This window comes from Nocardia arseniciresistens, from assembly GCF_046764875.1.
In the GTDB taxonomy this organism is placed as follows: Bacteria; Actinomycetota; Actinomycetes; order Mycobacteriales; family Mycobacteriaceae; genus Nocardia; species Nocardia arseniciresistens.
This window is the reverse complement of the sequence record NZ_JBKORD010000022.1, coordinates 41,580-63,725: the sequence shown is the minus strand read 5'-3', so window position 1 is coordinate 63,725 and position 22,146 is coordinate 41,580. Positions and strand designations below refer to the sequence as shown.

Annotated in this window: 19 protein-coding genes and 1 tRNA gene; 5 read left to right on the top strand and 15 right to left on the bottom strand. The window is 66.0% G+C overall.

The window, feature by feature from the left end; translation table 11 throughout:
• Window positions 1-474: 474 nt before the first annotated feature.
• Entirely contained in the window at window positions 475-810 is a 336-nt protein-coding gene (locus tag ACLMAJ_RS32935) for a YnfA family protein (RefSeq protein WP_412017782.1), read from the top strand.
• 88 nt (window positions 811-898) lie between these two features.
• On the opposite strand, the gene ACLMAJ_RS32930 is transcribed toward ACLMAJ_RS32935, so the two are convergent.
• The gene (locus ACLMAJ_RS32930) at window positions 899-1,528 is read right to left on the bottom strand and encodes a winged helix-turn-helix transcriptional regulator (RefSeq protein WP_412017781.1); all 630 of its coding nucleotides are present in this window, start codon (window positions 1,526-1,528) and stop codon (window positions 899-901) included.
• Window positions 1,529-1,711: 183 nt separating this feature from the next.
• Here ACLMAJ_RS32930 and ACLMAJ_RS32925 point away from each other — a divergent pair, with 183 nt between their 5' ends.
• Together ACLMAJ_RS32925 and ACLMAJ_RS32920 are read left to right on the top strand one after the other, a co-directional pair.
• On the top strand, window positions 1,712-2,149 hold the full coding sequence (locus tag ACLMAJ_RS32925; protein ID WP_412017780.1) for a hypothetical protein: 438 nt from the start codon (window positions 1,712-1,714) through the stop codon (window positions 2,147-2,149).
• A 94-nt stretch (window positions 2,150-2,243) separates the two neighbouring features.
• Window positions 2,244-2,597, top strand: a complete 354-nt coding sequence (locus ACLMAJ_RS32920; RefSeq protein WP_412017779.1) for a VOC family protein — start codon at window positions 2,244-2,246, stop codon at window positions 2,595-2,597.
• A 129-nt stretch (window positions 2,598-2,726) separates the two neighbouring features.
• On the opposite strand, the gene ACLMAJ_RS32915 is transcribed toward ACLMAJ_RS32920, so the two are convergent.
• Window positions 2,727-2,798, bottom strand: a tRNA-Gly gene (locus ACLMAJ_RS32915).
• A gap of 55 nt (window positions 2,799-2,853) precedes the next feature.
• The gene (locus ACLMAJ_RS32910; protein WP_412017778.1) at window positions 2,854-4,161 is read right to left on the bottom strand and encodes an MFS transporter; all 1,308 of its coding nucleotides are present in this window, start codon (window positions 4,159-4,161) and stop codon (window positions 2,854-2,856) included.
• Between ACLMAJ_RS32910 and ACLMAJ_RS32905 the strand changes: the two genes are divergently transcribed.
• Window positions 4,160-4,495, top strand: coding sequence for an ArsR/SmtB family transcription factor (locus ACLMAJ_RS32905; protein ID WP_412017777.1), 336 nt, complete (start codon window positions 4,160-4,162; stop codon window positions 4,493-4,495). The genes ACLMAJ_RS32910 and ACLMAJ_RS32905 overlap by 2 nt on opposite strands.
• 134 nt (window positions 4,496-4,629) lie before the next feature.
• On the opposite strand, the gene ACLMAJ_RS32900 is transcribed toward ACLMAJ_RS32905, so the two are convergent.
• The 5 genes from ACLMAJ_RS32900 to ACLMAJ_RS32880 all read right to left on the bottom strand — a co-directional run bounded on the left by ACLMAJ_RS32900 (window position 4,630) and on the right by ACLMAJ_RS32880 (window position 11,924).
• Entirely contained in the window at window positions 4,630-6,120 is a 1,491-nt protein-coding gene (locus tag ACLMAJ_RS32900; RefSeq protein ID WP_412017776.1) for a tetratricopeptide repeat protein, read from the bottom strand.
• Between the two features lie 52 nt (window positions 6,121-6,172).
• Window positions 6,173-7,468, bottom strand: coding sequence for a M16 family metallopeptidase (locus ACLMAJ_RS32895; protein ID WP_412017775.1), 1,296 nt, complete (start codon window positions 7,466-7,468; stop codon window positions 6,173-6,175).
• A 146-nt stretch (window positions 7,469-7,614) separates the two neighbouring features.
• Window positions 7,615-9,894, bottom strand: a complete 2,280-nt coding sequence (locus tag ACLMAJ_RS32890; RefSeq protein ID WP_412017774.1) for a polyribonucleotide nucleotidyltransferase — start codon at window positions 9,892-9,894, stop codon at window positions 7,615-7,617.
• A gap of 504 nt (window positions 9,895-10,398) precedes the next feature.
• On the bottom strand, window positions 10,399-10,668 hold the full coding sequence (rpsO, locus tag ACLMAJ_RS32885; protein WP_412017773.1) for a 30S ribosomal protein S15: 270 nt from the start codon (window positions 10,666-10,668) through the stop codon (window positions 10,399-10,401).
• A gap of 290 nt (window positions 10,669-10,958) precedes the next feature.
• A complete protein-coding gene (locus tag ACLMAJ_RS32880) occupies window positions 10,959-11,924 on the bottom strand; it encodes a bifunctional riboflavin kinase/FAD synthetase (protein WP_412017772.1) in 966 nt (321 codons plus the stop codon).
• 378 nt (window positions 11,925-12,302) lie between these two features.
• On the opposite strand from ACLMAJ_RS32880, the gene ACLMAJ_RS32875 reads away from it, so the two are divergent.
• A complete protein-coding gene (locus tag ACLMAJ_RS32875) occupies window positions 12,303-12,971 on the top strand; it encodes a metal-dependent transcriptional regulator (RefSeq protein ID WP_412017866.1) in 669 nt (222 codons plus the stop codon).
• Window positions 12,972-13,253: 282 nt separating this feature from the next.
• On the opposite strand, the gene ACLMAJ_RS32870 is transcribed toward ACLMAJ_RS32875, so the two are convergent.
• From ACLMAJ_RS32870 to ACLMAJ_RS32840, 7 genes are all read right to left on the bottom strand, one after another.
• Window positions 13,254-13,451, bottom strand: a complete 198-nt coding sequence (locus ACLMAJ_RS32870) for a hypothetical protein (RefSeq protein WP_412017771.1) — start codon at window positions 13,449-13,451, stop codon at window positions 13,254-13,256.
• A 223-nt stretch (window positions 13,452-13,674) separates the two neighbouring features.
• Complete coding sequence (locus tag ACLMAJ_RS32865) at window positions 13,675-13,923, bottom strand: DUF4345 domain-containing protein (protein WP_412017770.1); 249 nt, start codon at window positions 13,921-13,923, stop codon at window positions 13,675-13,677.
• A 69-nt stretch (window positions 13,924-13,992) separates the two neighbouring features.
• Complete coding sequence (gene truB, locus ACLMAJ_RS32860) at window positions 13,993-14,925, bottom strand: tRNA pseudouridine(55) synthase TruB (protein WP_412017769.1); 933 nt, start codon at window positions 14,923-14,925, stop codon at window positions 13,993-13,995.
• The gene (npt, locus tag ACLMAJ_RS32855; protein ID WP_412017768.1) at window positions 14,925-15,599 is read right to left on the bottom strand and encodes a 4'-phosphopantetheinyl transferase Npt; all 675 of its coding nucleotides are present in this window, start codon (window positions 15,597-15,599) and stop codon (window positions 14,925-14,927) included. Before npt ends, truB begins: the two co-directional genes overlap by 1 nt.
• Before the next feature lie 40 nt (window positions 15,600-15,639).
• Window positions 15,640-16,596, bottom strand: a complete 957-nt coding sequence (locus tag ACLMAJ_RS32850; protein WP_412017865.1) for a metallophosphoesterase family protein — start codon at window positions 16,594-16,596, stop codon at window positions 15,640-15,642.
• A gap of 745 nt (window positions 16,597-17,341) precedes the next feature.
• Window positions 17,342-20,410, bottom strand: coding sequence for a hypothetical protein (locus ACLMAJ_RS32845; protein WP_412017767.1), 3,069 nt, complete (start codon window positions 20,408-20,410; stop codon window positions 17,342-17,344).
• Between the two features lie 8 nt (window positions 20,411-20,418).
• On the bottom strand, window positions 20,419-22,101 hold the full coding sequence (locus ACLMAJ_RS32840) for an Hsp70 family protein (protein ID WP_412017765.1): 1,683 nt from the start codon (window positions 22,099-22,101) through the stop codon (window positions 20,419-20,421).
• Window positions 22,102-22,146 lie beyond the last annotated feature (45 nt).

Here is a 22,146-nt window from a genome sequence, read left to right as displayed (position 1 = left end):
CTGTTCGCTGAGCTGCGGGCCGGCACCACCGCACCGACGGCAGCTGCACGGCCACAGCACGGACGTGCTCGCCAGTTGCAGCGTCTCGGCTCCGATGGCATCTTGCAGCCAGAGTCCAGATACTCCACGGGGAGTAGGCTTTCGGCAATTCGCGAGGGGGTGACCGCCGTGGCGGGGTGGATTGTCGAGTCGACGATCGGCGGGCAGGCACCCGAGGTAATACAGCCTTACCGTGGGGTTGTGACTATTGACATCACCTCGCAGGACTGGGTGCCCGATTCCTGCACCCTGCCCACTGCCGAGCGCCCGATACGACTCGCTGAGTTCGACGAGTTCTTCGCGACCTCGATGCATAGTGCCGTACGACCCCAACCGACCAGGTTGGATTTGCGGCTCGCAGCGAGCGTGGAACCTACCGGGCGAGAGCTGGTCGCGCGGGAATCCGCGTGCTGCTCATTTCGTAGGGTTCATCGCATGACTGTGCTGCGCTCGCTGCTGTTGTTCGCGCTGGCCGCCGTCGCCGAGATCGGCGGCGCATGGCTGGTCTGGCAAGGGGTGCGCGAACACCGGGGGTGGGTCTGGATCGGTGCAGGCGTCATCGCCCTTGGCCTGTACGGATTCGTCGCGACCCTGCAACCTGATGCCAACTTCGGACGCATCCTGGCCGCCTACGGCGGCGTCTTCGTCGCAGGTTCCCTCGCCTGGGGTATGGCCCTGGACGAATTCCGCCCCGATCGATGGGACATCACCGGCGCTTTGATCTGCCTGGTCGGCGTCGCAGTCATCATGTACGCGCCGCGCAGCGCCTGAATCCGAGCACCCCTTCGCTCACAACGGGCTGCTCGCCCGAGACCGTCGGCTTCGTCGTCGTTGAACAAGCCGCCGGTCAAGCCGGAGTTCAACCCCCGTATAGCAGCCGTTTGAGGGCCAGAAGGTCGCCCACAAGGGCCACGCTTCCTTCGGCGAGCGCAGTGTCGAGCGAGGCTGGATCAGCCAGCAGGCTGCCGAGCGTCTTGGGGTCTGTACGAAGCGAGATGTCGGCCGTGGCCGGTTCACCGCTGTGCACCTGAACCTTTCCGGAAGCTACGCAGACCGTCCAGACCGAGCCGTCGAGATCGAGTCGACAAACGATCGGCGGCGAATCGGGACGAGCGGCACCTCGCAGAAAGATCAGCACCGAGGTGGCGCTGAGCGAGGTGGGCTCTGGAGGGTTGGGGGCATCGATCCCCCAATCGCCAAGGGCTAGAACGATCGGTTCCAGCTTCCGGCCCCACTCTGTCAGTTCGTAGACCTGCGGGCCTGCCGTTGACGTCAGCTTGCGGCGACCGATCACCCCGTGATGTTCGAGTTCTCGAAGTCGATCGGCAAGAAGGTTCGAGCTGGCGTGCGGCAGAGCGTGCCGCAGCTCGGAGAAGCGTTGCGGCACCAAGAGCAGCTCCCGGACAACCAGCAGTGCCCACCGCTCCCCGACTACGTCGAGAGCCCGAGCGATCCCACATGAGTCCCGATAGCTCCGACTGGTCGGCATCGCTACACCCTCTTGTCCTCTGGATCCGAAACTACCACTGATAGTAGTTGCTTTTCACAACTCTTTGGCTCACCGCACCCGGCGACGTCTAGAGCCCGAGGCATCGACATGAGTCCTCATGGCTACGACTGCTCGACACGGCCACTACCCCTTTCGTGACCTGATTCGAAACTGCAACTCATAGTGATTGTTTTTAACAACTCGATGTGGTTATTGTTTAGCGGCAGCCCGAACTCGCGCGACAACCCGGACAGACAGGAACCTGCGATGAGTACTTCGCTTTCGAGACAGACCCCAGCCTCAGATCAGAAGTCCCAGCATGCATCGATCGTGGATCCCGATGCGCACCAAGTCTTGTTCGAGAATGAACACGTTCGGGTGATCCATGCCCGCGCCTCGCACGGTTGGGAAAGTGCGATGCACTCGCACCCGCCGATGCTGGTGGTCAACCTCGGCTCCGGGCGACAGAAAGTGACCTGGGCGGATGGGACGACGCAGATCGTGGACCTGAACCCCGGTGCGGTCGTCTGGCAAGAAGACGCTTTCGATCACGCCTGGGAGTTACTGGCGGGCGAGGTGAATGTTGTTCTCGTCGAGGTCAAGTCGGCATCCGTGACATAAACACGGCCTGAGCCCCACGCATCAATCATCGACATCGGGCCCACTCCGAGCCTGATGCGCACTACCCGCTACTTGCACACAATAGGGAGATTCAATGACCACCCCGAAACCCGGCAGCATCCTGCTCGGCAGCACTCGGCCCGCGGTGCTGCGCGACTGGTACCGCAAGGCACTCGCCCCAGAACACAAGGGCGAAGGGGCGATCGATCTCGGAGGGTTTCTGCTGGTCATCGACCAACGGGACGACGTCGGCTCGACAACCAGCGAGCCGGGCCGGGTGATCCTCAACTTCCACGTCGACAATTTCGACGAGGTCGAAGAACAGTTGCGGGCGGCGGGCGTGGATTGGATCGCCCCCGCCGAGGATCGCCCGGCCGGACGTTTCGCGACCTTCGCCGACCCTGACGGAAACTATCTTCAGATCATCCAGTTCAAGCGCGACGAGTGAGCCCGGCCTCGGCCCACACGTAAACCTGGGTGAGCGGAATGAGGTACCCGCGCCGCGCGGGCCAGGCCGATGAGAATGCCGCCTGGCCCGCACGGCGGTTGACGTCGGGTCACAGCGGAGATTTATGAGAGCGGATGACGGGATTTGAACCCGCGACCCTCACCTTGGCAAGGTGATGCGCTACCACTGCGCTACATCCGCATTCACGTCACGACGGCTAGGCCATCGCGGCGTGACAACAATATTAGCGTGCCGCTCACACGACCGGTTGCAGAGCCTCGCGGTTTCGGCGTAGGCCCAACCCTGCGGCGAGGAAGCAGGCGAGGGCCACGACGACGACAAACCACGGAAAGACTGTGGTCAGGCCCCAGGTCGTGGCTGCCCAACCAGCGAGGATGGTGGGTAGTGCCATGGCGGTGTAGGCGAGTAGGTAGTACGCCGACATGGTCTCGCCGCGTTTGTGTTGTGGCACTACCTCGGACAAGTGCCGCAGTGAGCCGCCGAAGCCGAGGCCGAATGTCACACCGAGCAGGACACCTGCGCCGAGGACGACGACCCAGTTGTGGGTGCCGAGGGCGGGGATGGTGAGCAGCAGCGCGATTGCCATGCCGGTGTCACCGATGATCGCCGCCTTTCGCGCGGGGATGCCGGTCGCGAAGAGCTGTGCGGTGGCGCCGGATATGGCCGTCGACGCGACTACCGCGCCGCCGAACACCAGGTTGTGGATGCCGGTTTTCTGAGCGGCGAGCGAGGGATACAGCGAAAGCAGCACGCCGAGCACCGACCATGCCGCCATCACGCCGATTGCCGAGAACCAGAAGTCCGCTCGAATCTCTTGCGGAACAGAGGGTTTCGCGATCCGAATCCGACCGGCGACCCGCGCGTTGTGGGGCTCGTTCAGCGCGAGCACGCCGGCGCCGATGATCAAGCAGACCACAGTGATGACGACATAGGGCGTGCGCAGCGGGTTCGGCGCGTACTGAGCCAGCAGCGCGGACCCCAGAATCGCCACGGCCATACCGACATTGAATGCGACACCACTGAGCTGACCGGACCGCGCGCCTCTTGTCGGCCGCATGTCCAGCAGCGCCGCGGCACCAGCGACGACCGTCGAGCCGACCGCGATCCCGTGCAACGCCCGAGCCAACAGCAGCATCGGTACCGAATCTGCCAGCATGAACACCACGAGTCCGACGATCATGGTGGCAATAGCCCCGAGCAGTACCGGTTTGCGCCCGACGACATCGGAGATCCGACCCGATACCAGCACGGCAACGAGCGCGGCGACCGCGTACACGGCGAAAACAAAGGTCGTGGTGAGCGGCGAGAGGTGCCACTCCTTCTCGTAGATGCCGTACAGGGGTGCGGGCACCCCCGACACTCCGAGCGCTACGCCGCTGGCGGCCAGCACCAGCGGGTAGGCCCAGCTCTGCGAAGTCTGTGTATCCACAGCCACGACTGTCGCTGCCATCGCAGCTCCCATCAGGTAAGTTTGATTCTCATCGAACTCGATTACCCTACATTTAGTATGATGATCATCAAACCCTAGAGTGAGGTAGATCATGACTGGAGCTAAGGAGTTGGCTGCGGGTACCGCACCATCGCCGGTGGCTCCGCTGGCCACAGTGCTGGGCGCACTACAGGACCCAGTGCGACTCGAGATGGTGCGGCGCCTCAGCAACGCGGCCGACGCCGTGCGTTGCAGCGCGCTATACGAGGTGATCAACAAGTCCACCGCGACGCATCATTTCAAGATTCTGCGCGAAGCGGGCATCATCGAGCGACTGATCATCGACGGCCAAACTTGCCAGCGACTGCGCACCGAAGACCTCGACAACGCCCTGCCCGGTTTGCTGGCCGCCGTGGTTGATGCGGCCAATCAGGCTCGCACAACCTGAAACGGCGTCATCCGGACCACGCGGGGTCGGCACCAACGCGGCGACACCGATTCGAACATCCCAACCCAGACCCCCAGATGAGCCATGAGTGGCAGAGCATTCCGCCTGATAAGCCGGCAGTGGCGACGCGCCTCCTATCCTCCGGCCCGATCTGGTGCATCGGGGGGCGAAGTCGGGAGCGGCGGGATCGTCACGCGAAAGGTCGGTATGGGTGGCAGCGGACGCAGCGGTGGGAACTGCGGGGTTTTCGGCAAATTCAAACGTTCCTCGCTGTGGAATGTCCGCGTCACCATGTGGTCTGTGCCCCACCAGGTTCCGCAGGCCGCGAGCGCGAGCAGCGGCACCGCGATGAGCATGATCCACCGGATCCGAAACTGCGCCTTCTCCAGCAACACCGCCATCAACATCTCGATCACCAGGGTCGCCCCGATGATCGACACGATGGCTATGACCACCCATAGCGCGGCGGGCTGCCGGGACCAATGCCGCAGCGCGGCAAGCAATCCCATGGTGACCGTCCCGACAGCGAGCACGATGGCAACGCCACCGACGGCGTAGTCGTAACTCGCCTCCCGATCTTCCTCTCCGCCGGTTCTGCGCAACCAGGCGCCGAAGAACAGCAAGTGCGCGAGCGCGGCACCGATGACGCCCGCCTCCAGCAGGATGTACCCGCCGCGCACCGAATCCGCCGTCCAGTCCAGCCGCACGATAATGGTGCCGAGGTCAGCGATCACCGTCGCAAGTACCAGCACGACCAGTGCGAGCACTGCCGCTGGCCGACGCAACCGCTGCCGTAAATAGCCCCGCGGCAACTGTTTTCGCAACACCCGGAATACCCTGGTCCAGGCCACCGGGACGATCACGAACAGCGCAAGGCTCAGCAGCCGCAGCACGCCGGGACCGATCCACATCGAGCCGATCGCCACGCCGATCGCGTAGAACCACAACCACGCCGCCAGCCGCAGCAGCGCCCGCCAGGTAATGGCGGCCAACTGTTGCCGGGCCTCGTCGTGACCAGGACGGGAGCCCAGCACCCCACGCAAAATCCGCACGGCACTGCGCCGCGATATCGCCAGCTTCGCCTTCTCGGCCAGGAGATCGGAATGGGTCGGATCGGCGGCAAGCCCCGCGTCGAGATGCTTTTCGGCGGCCTCACGGTCGCCGAGCCGCCGGTAGACGTTCGCTATGTACGCATGGGTGCCAGCATGACCCGGTGCCTGCCGAGCGGCCGCTTCGAGCGCATGCCGCGCCTCCGCCCGCAGCGGCGCGGACTTGACCGGCGCCCCGGAGATCACCATGGCCAACGTCAACAGGCTGGACACCCGGTCCGGCTCCAGCGCCATCGCAGCCCTGGCGTACCGCAACGCCGACGCGTTCTTGCCCCGCGCCTCGTAGGCCATGGCCAAGGTCAGATGCGCGTCGTAGCGATTCGGGTCGGTCGCGATCGCCCACCCCGCCATCCGCAGCGCGTCCTCGGTATGACCGAGCCGATACTCCAGATCGGCCATCCGCTCGAGAAGCATCGGATTGTTCGGCGCCGCGACGAGCGCCACGCCGACAATATGGCGCGCTTCGTCCAACCGCCCGAGCTCCGCCGCCACCTCCGCGCGCTCGAGCGCCGTCATCGATTCCATATTCCCCCGATCAAGTCGACGCTTCCCGTCGGCTACCCCCCGGTCAACTCCCGACCAATCGTCGCACGGCGGTCGGCAATTCGCGGGTGCGCCGGTAGGGCCCCGCGACAGACACGGCGAACGGCCTTGCCAGCAGCGTAGCCGCGATCGCCGACACCTCCTCGGTAGTCACCGCGTCGATGCGCGCCAACGTTTCCGAGACACTCCGATGGTTGCCGTAACTGAGCTCGCTGCGGCCGATCCTGTTCATCCTGGATGCGGAATCCTCCAGACCGAGCACGAGTCCGCCGCGCAACGACCCCTTGGCGCGCGCACACTCGGCGTCGGTGATCCCATCGGCGGCAACCTCTTCCAGCGCACCGCGGGCCAGCGACGCCACCTTGCCGAGGTTTTCCGGCTGGCAGCCGATGTACACCGAGAACGCGCCGGTATCGGCGAAGGTGTCGACACCCGAGTACACCGAGTACGCCAGTCCGCGCTCCTCCCGAATGCGTTGGAACAGACGGGAACTCAGTCCACCACCGACCACGGTATTGAGCACCGACAGCGGCCAGCGCTGCTCCCCCTCGTGCCGCCCGAAGGCACGCACCCCGAAGGCCAAGTGGGCCTGTTCGCTATCACGATGGATCCTGTGCAGTTCCGGCTCGCTATGCGGCCGGAACCGTCCCTCGCGCCGCGGTGCGGGCGCGGCAACCGGATCGAGCCGGTCGGCGAACGCGCGGTGCACCAGTTCCACCGTGTGCTCGTGCTCGACGTTGCCCGCCACCGCGACGACCATCCGGTCCGGCCGGTAGCGGCGCGTGTGGAACCCGCGGAGCTGCGCGGCCCGCATGGATTCGATGGACTCGATGGAACCGATCACCGGACGCCCGATCGGATGATCACCGAACAGCGCGCTGAGAAACGCGTCGCCGACCAGGTCCTCCGGATCGTCGTCGCGCATGGCGATTTCCTCGAGCACCACTTGTCGTTCCACGTCTACGTCGGACGCACGGCACAGGCCGTTGAGCACCACGTCGGAGACCATGTCGACCGCCAGCGCCAGGTCCTCGTCGATCACATGCGCGTAATAGCAGGTCTGCTCCTTCGCGGTGAACGCGTTGAGCTCACCGCCGACGGCATCCATCGCCTGCGCGATGTCCAGCGCCGAGCGCGTCGGAGTCGCCTTGAACAACAGGTGTTCCAGGAAGTGCGCGGCACCGGCGACGGTGGGTCCTTCGTCGCGCGAACCGACGCCGACCCAGACTCCGATCGAGGCCGAGCGGACGCCGGGCACGTGCTCGGTAACCACGCGTAATCCACCGGGCAGCACAGTGCGTCGCACACCTGTGTCGGTCATCGGTGACTGTTCGGTCCGCGGCGGGGGTCGCAGCATCGCGGAGCGATCCGTTGAGGGGTGGCGGTCAGGCGACGGGAGGGCAGAACCCCCCTGCTCGCCGGGGAGCAGGGGGGTTGCCGTCTTCTTCTTCGTCACAAGGACAAGTACTACTCGGTCTCCGCCGCGCCCGCGTCAACGGTCTCGGCGGCAGCAGGCTCTTCGGTGGTCTCCTCGACCGGCACCAGCGAGATCTTGCCGCGGTTGTCGATATCGGCGATCTCCACGCGCAGCTTGTCGCCGACGTTCACCACGTCCTCGACCTTGGCGACGCGCTTGCCGTTGCCGAGCTTGGAGATGTGGACCAGGCCGTCACGACCCGGCAGCAGCGAGACGAACGCGCCGAAGGCGGTGGTCTTGACGACCGTGCCCAGGAAGCGCTCGCCGACCTTCGGCAGCTGCGGGTTCGCGATGGCGTTGATCATGTCGATCGCCGCCTGCGCCGCAGGGCCGTTGGTCGCACCGACGTAAACGGTGCCGTCATCTTCGATCGAGATGTTGGCGCCGGTTTCCTCGGTGATCTGGTTGATCACCTTGCCCTTGGGTCCGATGACCTCACCGATCTTGTCGACCGGGATCTTGATCGCGGTGACGCGTGGCGCGTACTGGCTCATCTCGTCCGGAGTGTTGATGGCCTCGGCCATGACCTCCAGGATGGTGGCGCGAGCGTCGTGTGCCTGAGCGAGCGCACCGGCGAGCACCTGCGAGGGGATGCCGTCGAGCTTGGTGTCGAGCTGCAGCGCGGTGACGAAGTCACTGGTGCCGGCAACCTTGAAGTCCATGTCGCCGAAGGCATCCTCGGCGCCGAGGATGTCGGTGAGCGCGACGTAGCGGACCTCGTCCTCGCCCTTGTCGTTCTTGATGGTGTCCGACACCAGGCCCATGGCGATACCGGCGACCGGCGCCTTCAACGGCACACCGGCGTTCAGCAGCGACAGGGTCGAGGCGCACACCGAGCCCATCGAGGTGGAACCGTTGGAGGACAACGCCTCCGACACCTGACGGATGGCGTACGGGAACTCTTCCTGGCTCGGCAGCACCGGCATCAGGGCCCGCTCCGCGAGCGCGCCGTGGCCGATTTCGCGGCGCTTGGGCGAACCGACGCGACCGGTCTCACCGGTGGAGAACGGCGGGAAGTTGTAATGGTGCATGTAGCGCTTGCTGGTCTCCGGGCCGAGCGAGTCGACCTGCTGCGCCATCTTCACCATGTCGAGGGTGGTGACGCCCAGGATCTGGGTCTCGCCACGCTCGAACAGGGCCGAACCGTGTGCACGGGGCACAACGGCGACCTCGGCGGAGAGTGCGCGGATGTCCGCGAGACCGCGACCATCGATGCGGAACCCGTCGGACAGAATCCTTTGACGGACAAGCTTCTTGGTTACCGAGCGGAATGCGGCGCCCAGCTCCTTCTCGCGGCCGACGAAGTCGTCGCCGAGGCGGGAGAGCACGTCGACCTTGATCTCGTCGATCTTGTCTTCACGCTGCTGCTTGTCGGCGATGCTCATGGCCTCGCCGAGCTCACGCTTGGCGGTACCCTCGACGGCCTCGAAAACGTCCGCGCCATACGGCGGGAACAGCGGGAACTCGGCGGTCGGCTTGGCCGCCAGTGCGGCCAGATCCTGCTGCGCCTTGCACAGACGGGCGATGAACGGCTTGGCCGCTTCCAGGCCCTCGGCGACGACAGCCTCGGTCGGTGCCTGCGCGCCACCCTCGATCAGCGCGATGACCTTGGTGGTTGCCTCGGCCTCGACCATCATGATCGCGACATCGCCGGACTCGACGACACGCCCGGCGACGACCATGTCGAACACGGCGCCCTCGAGCTGCTCGACGGTCGGGAACGCGACCCACTGGCCCTCGATCAGCGCGACGCGGACGCCGCCGACCGGCCCGGAGAACGGCAGGCCCGAGATCTGGGTGGACGCGGATGCGGCGTTGATCGCGACGACGTCGTACAGGTCGTTCGGATCGAGGCTCATCACGGTGACGACGACCTGGATCTCATTGCGCAGTCCATCGACGAAGGACGGGCGCAGCGGCCGGTCGATCAGGCGACAGGTGAGGATCGCGTCGGTGGACGGACGGCCCTCGCGGCGGAAGAACGAGCCGGGGATGCGGCCCGCGGCGTACATCCGCTCCTCGACGTCGACCGTCAGCGGGAAGAAGTCGAACTGCTCTTTGGGGTGCTTGCCCGCGGTGGTCGCCGACAGCAGCATGGTCTCGTCGTCCAGGTAGGCAACGACCGAACCGGCGGCCTGACGGGCCAGACGGCCGGTCTCGAAGCGGACGGTGCGGGTGCCGTAGCTGCCGTTGTCGATCAGCGCGACGGACTCGAACACACCGGGTTCAACCTCTACGGCAGAGGACGTGCGTTCAGTTGTTTCGGTCATTTTCTTCTCTCAACCTCTCGTCTTCGCCGAGTCGAGCGCGTCATGGGCGCGACTCGGCTATTCGTCAGCCGTACCGGATACGGGCGCGCGGCAACCCTCCTGGCTGCAACGCGCGCACCCGGCCAGATCCCCTTGGATTCGGCGACGCGGAGGCGGTCATCGATCGAAGCCCGCCGGCGACGGTGCTCCACTGTGACTGGAGCCCTCACCTGCCGGGAGGCCACTACCGAAGACCGACGCCACGCGGCGGGTGCATACGGCTGTGCAATGTTGTTGTGTAGATGGGCGATGCTGTCTCGAGCAACCTACGAACAGTCGCTCCGGCGCATACCCCTCATACACAATTAGCCAACGGGGAGATTGTACGTCTCCCCGTTGGCCAGGTATTCCACCGCCTCCGCCTACGCAGTGTGTCGGGAGTACCACTCCCAACCCGACCACCACGGAGCGAGTCTTACGGGCGACGTTCGCGGCGATGCAAATCGAACACAGCGCTGCAAAATACTATCGACGCAGGCCGAGGCGCTCGATGAGCGAACGGTAGCGCGCGATATCGCTCTTCTGCAGGTACTTCGAGAGCCGACGACGACGGCCGATCAGCGCGAGCAGACCGTGGCGCGTGTGGTGATCGTGCTTGTGCACCTTCAGGTGCTCGGTGAGGTCGGAGATTCGCTTGGACAGCATCGCGATCTGGGCTTCCGGCGAACCGGTGTCCTTCTCGTGCAGGCCGTATTCCTTGAGAATCGTCGACTTCTGCTCAGTGGTCAGAGCCATGGGGCGTCCACTCCTATTTTCAGTACCGCGCTCGGAATCCGGTTTCCCGGAGGGTGCCACCGCGGACCGCAGCAAACCCGAGGATCGACCTTACCGGACCCCCACGGCGAACATCGCATCGGGCAGTAGGGCGAAAACTATCCGGTCCACCACGGAGCGAGTCTTACGAGCGACGTTCGCGGCCGGCTCGCTTCCGGGCACTCGAAGCGCATGCGCCGAAGGCGCGAGTCTCGAGTGCTCGGAAGCGAGCCTTCGTGGCCGCGAACACGCAGCGCCGCAGGCGCTGCAAATCAAACACTGCCAGCGAGGACCTTGCGGGTGTTCTGCACGTCGCGGCCCATGGCCTCGAGCAATTCGTCGATCGAATCGAACTTGCGCATCCCACGCAGGTGCTCCACGAAGTCCACCGCGACATGCTGACCGTAGAGATCGGCCTCGCCGTCGAGTACGTATGCCTCGACGGTCCGCGCACGGCCGGAGAAGGTGGGGTTGGTGCCGACCGAGATGGCGGCCATCGCGCGTTCGCCCGGCGTCACGGTGCCGATGGTCGGGCCAGGGCCGAGCACGGTGAACCAGCCCGCGTACACACCGTCGGCGGGGATCGCCGCATGCATCGGCGGCGCGACATTCGCCGTGGGAAATCCGAGTTGCTTGCCACGTCCGTCGCCGTGCACCACGACACCCTCGACGCGGTGCGGCCTGCCGAGCGCCTCGGCGGCCGCACCCATATCGCCCGCGTCGACGCAGGCGCGAATGTAGGTGGAGGAGAAGGTGACCGCGTGCTCGCCGATCAGCTTCACGCCGTCGACCTCGAAGCCGAACCGGCCACCCAGCTCACGCATGGTGTCGATGGTGCCTGCCGCCTTCTTGCCGAAGGTGAAGTTGTCCCCCACCACTACCTCGACCACATGCAGCCGTTCGACCAGCAGATCATGCACGTACCGCGACGGCGGCAGCTTCATGAAATCTTGGGTGAACGGCATGACACAGAACACGTCGACACCGAGTTCCTCGGCCAACTCCGCACGTCTGGTCAACGTGGTCAGCTGCGCGGGATGTGAGCCCGGCCGCACAACCTCCATCGGATGCGGATCGAAGGTCATCAGCACTGCGGGAACACCGCGCGCGGCAGCGGCCTTCACGGCCCGGCTGATCAGCTGCGCATGACCACGGTGCACACCGTCGAACACACCGATCGTGAGGACACACCGCCCCCAGTCCGCGGGCACATCGTCGAGACTTCGCCATCTCTGCACACTGCGCAGCCTATATTGCAGAGCCGGACACAGTCCGACCGAAGCCCGCGCCGGGCCGCAGCGCAGCCGTGTCCCGTGCACAGCCGCCCGACCGAACTGGGGCGGCCGTGACGCAGACAGCCCAGGTGGCGAACGGGTTCGGGCGTGCTGATGTCACACAACGCTTCCGGTGCCGTGTACGGATGGTGCATACGGTGGTCACCCGTGCGGCGAGATGTGTGATTCGGCAGGCTTGTGCCTAAGCTCGGGTATGTGCCCGGTAAACGAGATATCGCCACCCGACGCGAGCTGGCCGACGTCGCGGCGCAGCTGACGAACGCCGCTCCGCAGCAGGCGGGTGGGTCGGCGCCGAGTGAATCGTATGGCGTCACCGTGACGATGGCGCCGGTGCTGTCGTCAGTGGCACAGGACTATCTGAAGGTGATCTGGACCGCGCAGGAGTGGTCGCAAGAGAAGGTGTCGACGAAGCTGCTCGCCGAACGAATCGGCGTTTCGGCCTCCACCGTCTCCGAGGCGGTCCGCAAGCTCGCCGACCAGGGTCTGGTGGAACACGCTCGCTACGGCGCCATCACGCTCACCGAGGACGGTCGCCTCGCCGCGATCGCCATGGTCCGCCGCCACCGGCTGATCGAGACGTTCCTCGTCAGCGAGCTCGGCTATGGCTGGGACGAGGTGCACGACGAAGCCGAGGTGCTCGAGCACGCGGTCTCCGAACTGTTGATGGCCCGCATCGACGCCAAACTCGGCTTCCCCGACCGCGACCCACACGGCGACCCCATCCCCTCGGTCGATGGCGCCGTCCCCACCCCACCGGCCCGTCAGCTGAGCGACTTCTCCGCCACAGAGTCCGGCCGGGTGGCCCGCATCTCCGATGCCGACCCCGACATGCTCCGCTACTTCGACTCCGTCGGCATCGCCCTCGACACCCCCATCGCCGTCGTGGAACGCCGAGACTTCGCAGGCACCATCGCCATCCGCATCGAAGACCGCACCATAGACCTCGGCAGCCCCGCCGCCGAAGCCATCTGGCTCACCACAACCGACTGAGCGCTACTCTTGGGTGACATCGAGTTGCCTTGCGGTGCAATGGAGTTCGCATCGACATACCGCCACGGCGCCATCACACGGAAGGCAGCCGTCACGGTACCGAGTCTCCGAAAGCTTCTCTGCTGGTGACGGATTCGCTAGGGGGCCGCCACATGCTCGATGCCCGCGAATATCCGAGCCGCGATCTATCGGTGAACGTCTTTGGCGGCAAATCTATTCGGCGCCATCGGTGATGATGTTCGGGCGCCGCCAACCGCCAGCGCGCGCCGGTCGGAATGCAGGCTAGTGGGCGCGGTGGCGCCCGCTGGGTTCGAGTCCGAAGCGCACGCCGTTGTGTTCGGTCAGCGGCGGCAGGATGGTGGTATCGGCGAGAGGGTCGTCGCGGAGGTGGCCGACGAACTGCTCGATCGAGTTGTAGCCCGAGGCCAGGATGGCGTCGAGTAGCTGTCGTGCGGCTTGCCGCGATTCGGTGTGGCTCATCGTCGCCCCGGAGTTCGGCTTTCTACGGATTCGGCTGCCGGTGTCACGTGCGCGTAGCTGTTGTCAATGACATCGGCGGTTGTGTCCTGAATGGTCTCCACAGTGGACCGGTCACTGTGTATTCGCTGCCGTCGACTGTAGGGATGGCGGCGGTTCACCACGAAGCGCCGATCGGGCGGGTTCTCGTGGTCGACATGCCGGGCCGGGCCTGAGTTCGGCGTGTTCAAGTGTTTCGGGTTGTTCGCTGCCGGGGTCCGGTGAGCGCGATTTGGAACCAGTGCGGCCAGCCGTATACCGCCAGCGAGATGAATCGGCCGATGGCGCCGAGCAGGAAGATTCCGGCGAGCCAGCGGATGACTACCGCCGAGATCGGAGACCGGCGGGCGGCCCAGATCCACACGGCGCCGTAGCCGACGAAGATCGCGCCGAAGAATCGGGTCTGGGTGTCGGCGGTCACTCCGGAGGAACCCATGTCGGGGATCCCGTCGATGCCGCATCACCGGCGAACTCGGCGAACTAGTACGCGAACGCTCCAGTACGCCTAGTCGACCAGCCCGCGCGGACGGATCACCATCACCGAGGCCGCGCGCTTGCCCTTCTCCTCCAGCAGCGCGATGGCCGTTCCATCCTCGGTCAGCGCCGCGTGTACGCCCTTGATTCCGATCGGCTCCAGCCAGCGCCCGTCGCGCAGCGAATCGGCTTCCTCGGCGTCAATGATGCGGTGTGGGAAGGCGGTTCGGACAGCGTCGTCCATGCCCAGGCTCAGCAGCGGGGTTTCGGCTTCCGCGGCGAGCGCCAATTCGTCCAGAGTGCGGGCGTGTTCGAGAGTGAAGGGGCCAACCCTGGTGCGACGCAGAGCGGTCAGGTGGCCGCCGACGCCGAGTGCGGCGCCGAGGTCGCGGGCCAGCGCGCGCACATAGGTGCCCGACGAGCATTCGACCTCGACATCGAGGTCTACGAAATTGCCGTCCGAAATGTCGTGGCGAGCGAGGATGTCGAAGCGGGACACCGTCACGGGACGGGCCGCGAGCTGCACGTCTTCACCCGCACGGTGGCGCGCATAGGCGCGTTCGCCGTTCACCTTGATCGCGCTGACTGTGGCGGGGACCTGTTCGATTTCGCCTGTCAGTTTCGCTGTCTGCGTGGCGATTTCGTCGTCGGCAAGGTACGTGGCCGGGGTGGTCGTGAGCACCTCACCCTCGGCGTCGTCGGTGGTCGTGGCCTGGCCGAGGCGAATGGTCGCGGTATAGGACTTGGTGGTCAGGGTGAGTAGACCGAGCAGCTTGGTAGCACGCTCCACCCCGAGCACGAGCACACCGGTCGCCATCGGATCGAGCGTGCCCGCGTGACCTACCTTCTTGGTACGCAACAACTTCCGAGATTTCGCGACGACGTCATGACTGGTCCAGCCGCCGTCTTTGTCCACGATCAGCAGGCCGCCGAGCACGTCGGGACGGACCGTCGAGTCCGCCATCAGCCGAGCACGATCGCGGTAAGGATGAGCCCGTCGCCGATCATCCAGCGGCCGTCGAACGAGGCCAGCGGGGTACCGCCGTCATTGGTCTGTCCGGGGACCAGCAGTTCGCTGCGGAATGTTCCCGTGCCCGCGCCGTCGGAGCTCTCGTCCACGGTGAAGGTGATGTGCGCGTCCTCGAAACCCAGCCAGCGCGACGTCAGCGGCCACCACGTCTTGTAGGTGGCTTCCTTGGCGCAGAACAGCAGTCGGTCGAGATGCAATGCGGTGACCGGGCTCGCAGTGTTCAGCCACTCCCGCTCGGGAGGCAGACTCACCGAATCCAGCACGCCCTCGGGGAGCGGACCATGCGGTTCCGCGTCGATGCCGACGGATCGGAATCGCAGTTTGTGCGCGAGCGCCGCAGCACGATATCCCTCGGTGTGGGTGAGGCTCCCGACGATGCCGCGCGGCCATATCGGCGCGCCCCGCTCGCCTTTCCCGATCGGCACCGGCGGCTCGCCGAGCTCAGCCAACGCCAGGCGCGCGCAATGGCGGGCCCCGATAAAGTCCCGACGCCGCTTCTCCACCGACTTCGCGATGAGATGCTCCTCCGCCGGGTGCGGCTTCAGCTCCTCCGGGTACGCCAACAGCTCGGCCGAGGCCACACCAGCAGGCAGAATTTTCTCGATCATCGCCAACGAGCGTAGTCGAGCCCGGCACCCGGGTGTCGGGTCAGACCCCGCGACGCCGTTCGGCCTTGCTTCGCATTTCTTCGGCGGCCGCTTCCATTTCCGGCGTGACCTGGAAGTGCCCGCCCCATTTGTTCAGCGAGCCCGGCGGGTATTCCGGGGTCGGCAGGATCTGGCGGAGCAGGCGATCGGGTAGGCCGCGGCGCTTCCATTCGCGGGGGTAGCCGAGGGAGACCTCTTCGAATCGCACGCCGTCGTAGTAGGAGGTGCGCGGAATATGGAGGTGGCCGTAGACCGAGCACAGCACGTTGTAGCGGGTGTGCCAGTCGGCGGTCAGATCGGTGCCGCACCACAGGGCGAACTCCGGGTAGAACAGTACGTCGGTGGGTTGGCGCACCATCGGGAAGTGGTTGATCATCACCAACGGCGTGCCCGGCGCAAGCGCGTCCAGCTTGCGTTTGGTGATCTGGACTCGGGCATGACACCAGGCGTCGCGCGTCGCGAACGGGTCCGGCGAGAGCAGGAACTCGTCGGTCGCCACCACATTGCGGTCGCGCGCGACGGCAAGCCCTTCCGTCTTCGTGGTGGTGCCCTTGGGCAGCCACGAGTAGTCGTAGAGCAGGAACATCGGGGCCAGCGTCACCGCACCGCCGTGCTCCTCCGCACCCGCACCCTCCCACACCGGGAACGGATCCTCCGGTGTGAGCACATCGAGATCGCGGCAGATCGACACCAGATAGTCGTATCGCGCCGCACCGTGCATCTGCACCGGATCCTTTGCCGTGGTCCACAATTCGTGGTTACCCGGCACCCAGATCACCTTCGCGAACCGGCTGCGCAACAGCTTCAGCGTCCACCGGATATCGTCGGTCTTCTCCGCCACGTCACCCGCGACAATCAACCAGTCCTCCGGCGAATCCGCCCGGATATCCTCGACCACCGGACGATTCCCCTGGTGGCCGACATGAACGTCGCTCACCGCCATCAACTTGGGTATCACCACACCTACATTGGCACAACCACACCACTCCACGCCCGCCGCCCCGCTCCCACCTGCGCGTCGCTTGCCACACGCCCCCGCCACGGGCGTATCGAGCCCGCGAGTGGCGCCTGATGGTGGCAGCACGCCGAAGATGCCCGCCGCCATACGCCACTGGTGATACTCGACGCGAAATCCTCGGCGATCTCGATCTGATCTGATCTGGTATGCCGAGATCTTGGACACCGCGCAGCTCACCGTTGCGCCGCGCGCCGCGCGGCCTGAAGGGTTGGCGATCGACCGTTGACGCCGCGATACTCGAGCATTCTTGCGGCTTCACGACGGTCTCCAGCGGCATACCGGCACCATCGGCCACATTTCTCCGCTGCGTTTCCTGCGGACCAAACTTTTAGGTCGCGGCATCAACTCGACGATATTGCTTCGCCAGCCATGCAGTAGCCGCGAAACCTGCCGCGGCGGTCGGCCTGCCGATGAATTCACTGCGGTCGCAGCGCAATCACGGCACCAACCCACTGAATCGCTCGGCTACGTTCCCAGTAGATCCAGGCCGTAGCCGGAACTCACCGTAGCAGCGAGCTTTCCGGTGGTCCTCCCGACGGCACGCCGCCACCACGATGTGACAGCGCCACCAACTGTATTGCTCCGCCAGCGTTTCAAGCCAATTCTGGCAGTCGTCGCGAAACCCGTGGTGACAGTGAACTTTCCGGTGGTGCTCCCAGGCGGCGCCACCGACTACATTGCTCCGCTAGCGTTCCCAGCTGATGCGGGCCGTCGCTGCGAAATCGGGTGCGATAGTGAGCTTTCCGGTGGGATCGCGGCGGCACGAAGCAATCGCGATGTGGCAGGGACGGTTTATGTCTCCGGGTATGCGGACGCCGCCGTCGATCTCGTAGCGCATGTTGGTGACCTTCCATGCGCGTGCTTGCGGGTCGTCGGGGGCGGTCGGGGGTTCGTCGGCGCGAGCAACGATCATGACTTCGGTTATGCCGGTCGGCCAGGCGAACACCAGGAGGCCGGATTGCTCGGCCAACCTGGTGACTGTAGGGATCCCAGCGGGTGCCGGATCGTCGCGTCGATCCGCGCGATCGTTCTGGGCGGGCGCACGATCGTTCTGGGAATGCCCGCGATTGCGCTCCGGATGACCAGCAGCGTCCGGAGGTGGCACGGCGGCACTTTGTCGGCGTCCACCAAGGCCGCCAGGATTCGCACCGTCACCTCGCGACGGCACGTCGTCTACCGGCAAGTCACCTCGACCGCGTTCCGAATACCCACCCCGCGAGGGCACCTCATCGCTCTGCGAGCCGCCTCGATCGCCCACCGGGTTTCCACCACCCTGTGGGGACGCACCATCAACCGGCGACGACGCGCCACCCGACGGAGACGCACCAGCGCTCTGTCGGCGCCCGCCACCGCCTGGACACTCACCATCACCCTGCGACGGCACACCACGGGCATACGATTGGTCCCGGCTGCTCTCCGGATCCCCACCACCTCCCGACGGCGTCGGACCATCACCCTCACTGCCTGAACGCTCCGGACCATCCCCTTGCGACAGCATGCCGCCCCCCTGCGAGTGCCCCAGGTCGCGCTCCGGATACTCACCATCACCCGACGGCAGCGCACCACCACCCAGCGGGAGTACACCATCTCGGGCTGGACGCTCGCCATCACCCGACGGAAGCGCACCAGCTCGGGCTGGACGCTCGCCACCACTCGACGGAAGCGCAGCATCGCGGGCTGGACGCTCACCACCACTCGACGGAAGCGCACCATCGCGGGCTGGACGCTCACCGTCACTCTGTGGGTGCCGACCGTCATCGGGCGCGGGTCCAGCCGCACTTCGCGAAGGCTCGAGGTTGTCCGGCGCGGGCGTGGGAACTGCCTGCGTGGGGGTTGAATTGTCGAGTGGCGTCGGAGCTGGCAGTTGGTGTTCGCCAGACGGTTTCGGTGAGTTTTCTATGCGATGAGGTGTTGTGCTGGAGGCTGTGTCCGAGCGGGTGATCTCCGAGTACTTCCCGGCGACCGCGGCTGCGACCGCGTATACGGGCGGCGGTCCTGTTGGTGCGCCGCCGTCTTCGAGTTCGGTGGCTTTGGTGCGGCCCACTACGCGCCAGGATCCGTCCGGCTGGAGGCGGGTGACTCGGTAGTCGACGGTGCCCGTCGATGACGGCGACCACACGACCAGGATCGATCCGTTCGACGTTCGGGTGGCCTCGACTCTGGCGGGCGCCTCGACCGGTGACGCCTCGAGTGCGGCTGCGGCACCCGCATGATCGGCGCAGACGGCCTTGGCGTCGAGTGCACCGCGCAGTCGGGCTTCGGCGGGGCCCGCTTGCGCGGCGGTGGCGAGGTGGTCCGCTTCGGCGATCGCGGCTCGGGCTTCGACGAGTAGTTCGTCGAGGGTGCGACCTTGCTCCGGGGGCGGCACATCGGAGGCGGTGCGCTGCAAGAACTCCAGGTGCGGGATGGCCTCGACGTATCGTTTCGCGGCGCAGGCGGAGATCGCGCCGCGCCAGCGCACAGCGGCCTCCACAAGCACCCGGTCGACTTCGTCGGCGACCGATCGGATGGGTGTCAATCCGTCGTCGTCGGCACCGAGGAGTCGCCGCGCCTCGACGACCTGACGTGCCGCTTCGGCCGGGCGGCCCGCTCGCAGCGCGGCGCGTGCCGCCTTCAGCGGAGCTTCCCATCGACGACGCGCGGCCGTGCTCGACGACGCGGTTCTGCCCGGGGACACAGCCCCACCAAGCGACTCGGTCGAGCCCCGCGACACAGTCCTCCCCTGCGGCGCGGTCATGCCCGGTGACGATCCCGGTTGGGCTGCGGGCAGGCTCCGCGCCGAGTCCTCTACTCGGGCACCGAGTTCCGTTGCGAGGTCGGTGAGCAGACGGGTGGCGTCGGCGCGGTCGAGCCCGAGTGCGACCGCCTCGTCGACGAGATACTGAAAGTCGGCACCCACGAGCTGGTCTTCGACGAGCACCGCGGCCTTCACCTTCGGCCGCAGCTCGCCTGCGACGTCTTCGGCCACTGCGCTCAGGTATTCCCGGACGGCGGAATCGCCGGACTCGAGCACGTCGTGTACGTGAATCAGTAACTCGTCCAACACCACTCGAACCCGCCCGGGCGGCAATTCCCGAGACCGAGCGCGCAACGCTTCTGCGCGCAGCCGAATTTCGTTGGCCTGCCCTCCCGTCCTGGAATCCACCCCGAGCAGCGCGAACAATGTCGGTGTGGGTGGCCCGTCCAGCAACCGTTCCCACTCATCGAGCAATTGTCGGATCTGTCGCCTGCGCTGGTCGGTGAGCACGCTGGGGGCCGCGGGCGTTGGTTCGGCATCGGCGATGACCCGGTGCCTGCGCATGCGCGTCGCGACCTCCGCGGGGCTCAGCCCGCCCATCGCACCGATCTCCGTCAGCCCCGCGACCTTTCCGGCCGGAACACCGCCGTAGCGCTGAACCAATCGGGATATGGCCGTATCGAGGATGTCGTAACGGTCGGCGTCGCGCCTTGCGCGAGTCTCGCGCACCCGCACCGCCTCGGCCCGCCGCGCTCCCGCCACGAGCACCAGTTCCGATAGCGCGGGGTGCGCGGCGACCAGCAGTCCGGCCAGCACTCGATACTTCGGATGATCACGCTGGCGCTGCCAGAAGCCCCACACCTCGGCGACCTGCGCGGCCACCTCGGCATCGCTCAGCGTGTCTGCTTCATCCAGCGGAATGTCGTAGAGCTCGAACGGATCCGAGTGCTCGATCCCGCCCTTGCGCTCGATCTGTGCGAGCACTCGCTTGCGGTAGTCGTTCGGATTGAAGGCCATGACGCGACTCAGCTACTGCGACGGCGCGAGCGCTGGACCTGATCCAGCTCGCGCTCCACGTCCGATTGCGACAACGTGGCCCCGGTCTGGGTGGACAGGACCAGCGGAATATCGGCGTCGATATGATGTGCCGTCACGTGCAGCACGCCGTCGAAGCCCATCTCGAAGGTCACCCGTACCTCGCTGCCTTCGGGATACCCCGGCGGAATTCCCCGAATACGGCCTTCTATCAATACTTTTGTGTCCTCGGGCCGCAGCGATGCCGCCTGACCCTGCTGCTCGACGATGGTCAGGGCGATCTCGTCCTGGTCCGGGCGGACCGTCCCGAAGGAGCGCCGCACCCGCACCGGCAGTGTCTGATTGCGAGTGACCAGCCACGTCGCCGCCAGCCCGTACTGATAGTCGAGCGCGAGCACGCCGAAGCCACGCGACACGACCGTGTCGACCTGAATTTCCAGCATCCGTCGCACCAGACCCACCGGTTGCCCGAAGGACGCGGCGACCCTGCCGATCGCATTGTCCAGATCCTGTTGTGGCGCATCCTGAATGTTCGCCCCGTCGCGCAGCCTGCCCCGCGTCACCAGGTCCGCGATGACCAACCGCTCCATCTCGAGCTTCTCGCCGTAGAGCGCGGCGCCGCGAGCCACCGACAGGTCGGGGTCGCGCAGTTCACCGGCCAAGCCGAGCTCTTTCCGAAGTTCGCTCTCCACCATCGGCATTCGGGAGGAGCCGCCGACCAGCAGCAGGCGGTCGACGGACGAGACGCCACGCTTACCCGCGGCGGCCAGGCAGTCGCGGGAGAGATCTATCGTGCGCCGCATCAGCGAGGCGGTCATTGCCTCGACTTCGTCGCGAGTCAGCGAGATGACGGCCCGCGCGCCGTCGTGTGCGACAACCACCTCGGTGCGGTCAGCGTCGGTCAGCTCACGCTTGGCGCGTTCGGCGGCCAGTACCAGCATCTGCGATCCCGCCGAATCATCCAGCGGATCTTCGGCATCCGGATTGGCCGCGCAGAATTGTTGCGATAGGTATAGCGCGATCCGCTCGTCCCAGTCCGCACCACCGAGTTGATGGTCGCCCTCGACGGCCAGCACCGAGATGCGGCGATCGGCGAGTTCGATAACGGTCGCGTCGAAGGTGCCGCCCCCGAGGTCGTAGACGAGCACGGTCTCCCGCGCCCCCTGCTTGCCGACATCCATATTGCCGTCGAGCCGTCCGAACCCGTAGGACAGCGCCGCGGCGATCGGCTCGGACAGCACACCGGCGACATCGAAACCCGCATAGTTGCCCGCTTGCAGCGTCGCGCGACGCTCCTCGTCACCGAAATACGCGGGCACCGTGATGACAACCCGTTTCACCCGCTCGCCACCACCGAATTCGGCGTCGGAGGCAAGGCTTTTCAGGATCAGCGCCGATACCGCCGGTGCCGACCACCTCTCGCCGTGCGCCGCGAACCGCCACTCGGTATCGCCCATTCTGCGTTTGACCAACGCGCACACATGTTCCGGATCCAGCCGGGCCTCCCGCCGCGCGCCTTCACCGACGAGGTGATCGTTCGCGGACGCGAACAGCACCACGGAGGGAATTGTTGTGTCGCCGGTCATCCCGACCATGATTTCGGGTCGGCCGTCTGCGTCGATCCGCGCGATGGCCGAGTTCGTCGTGCCCAGGTCGATGCCATAAACCCCCATGAGCGCGATCGTAGCAGCCGGATCCGACCGATCCCCAGACCTGAA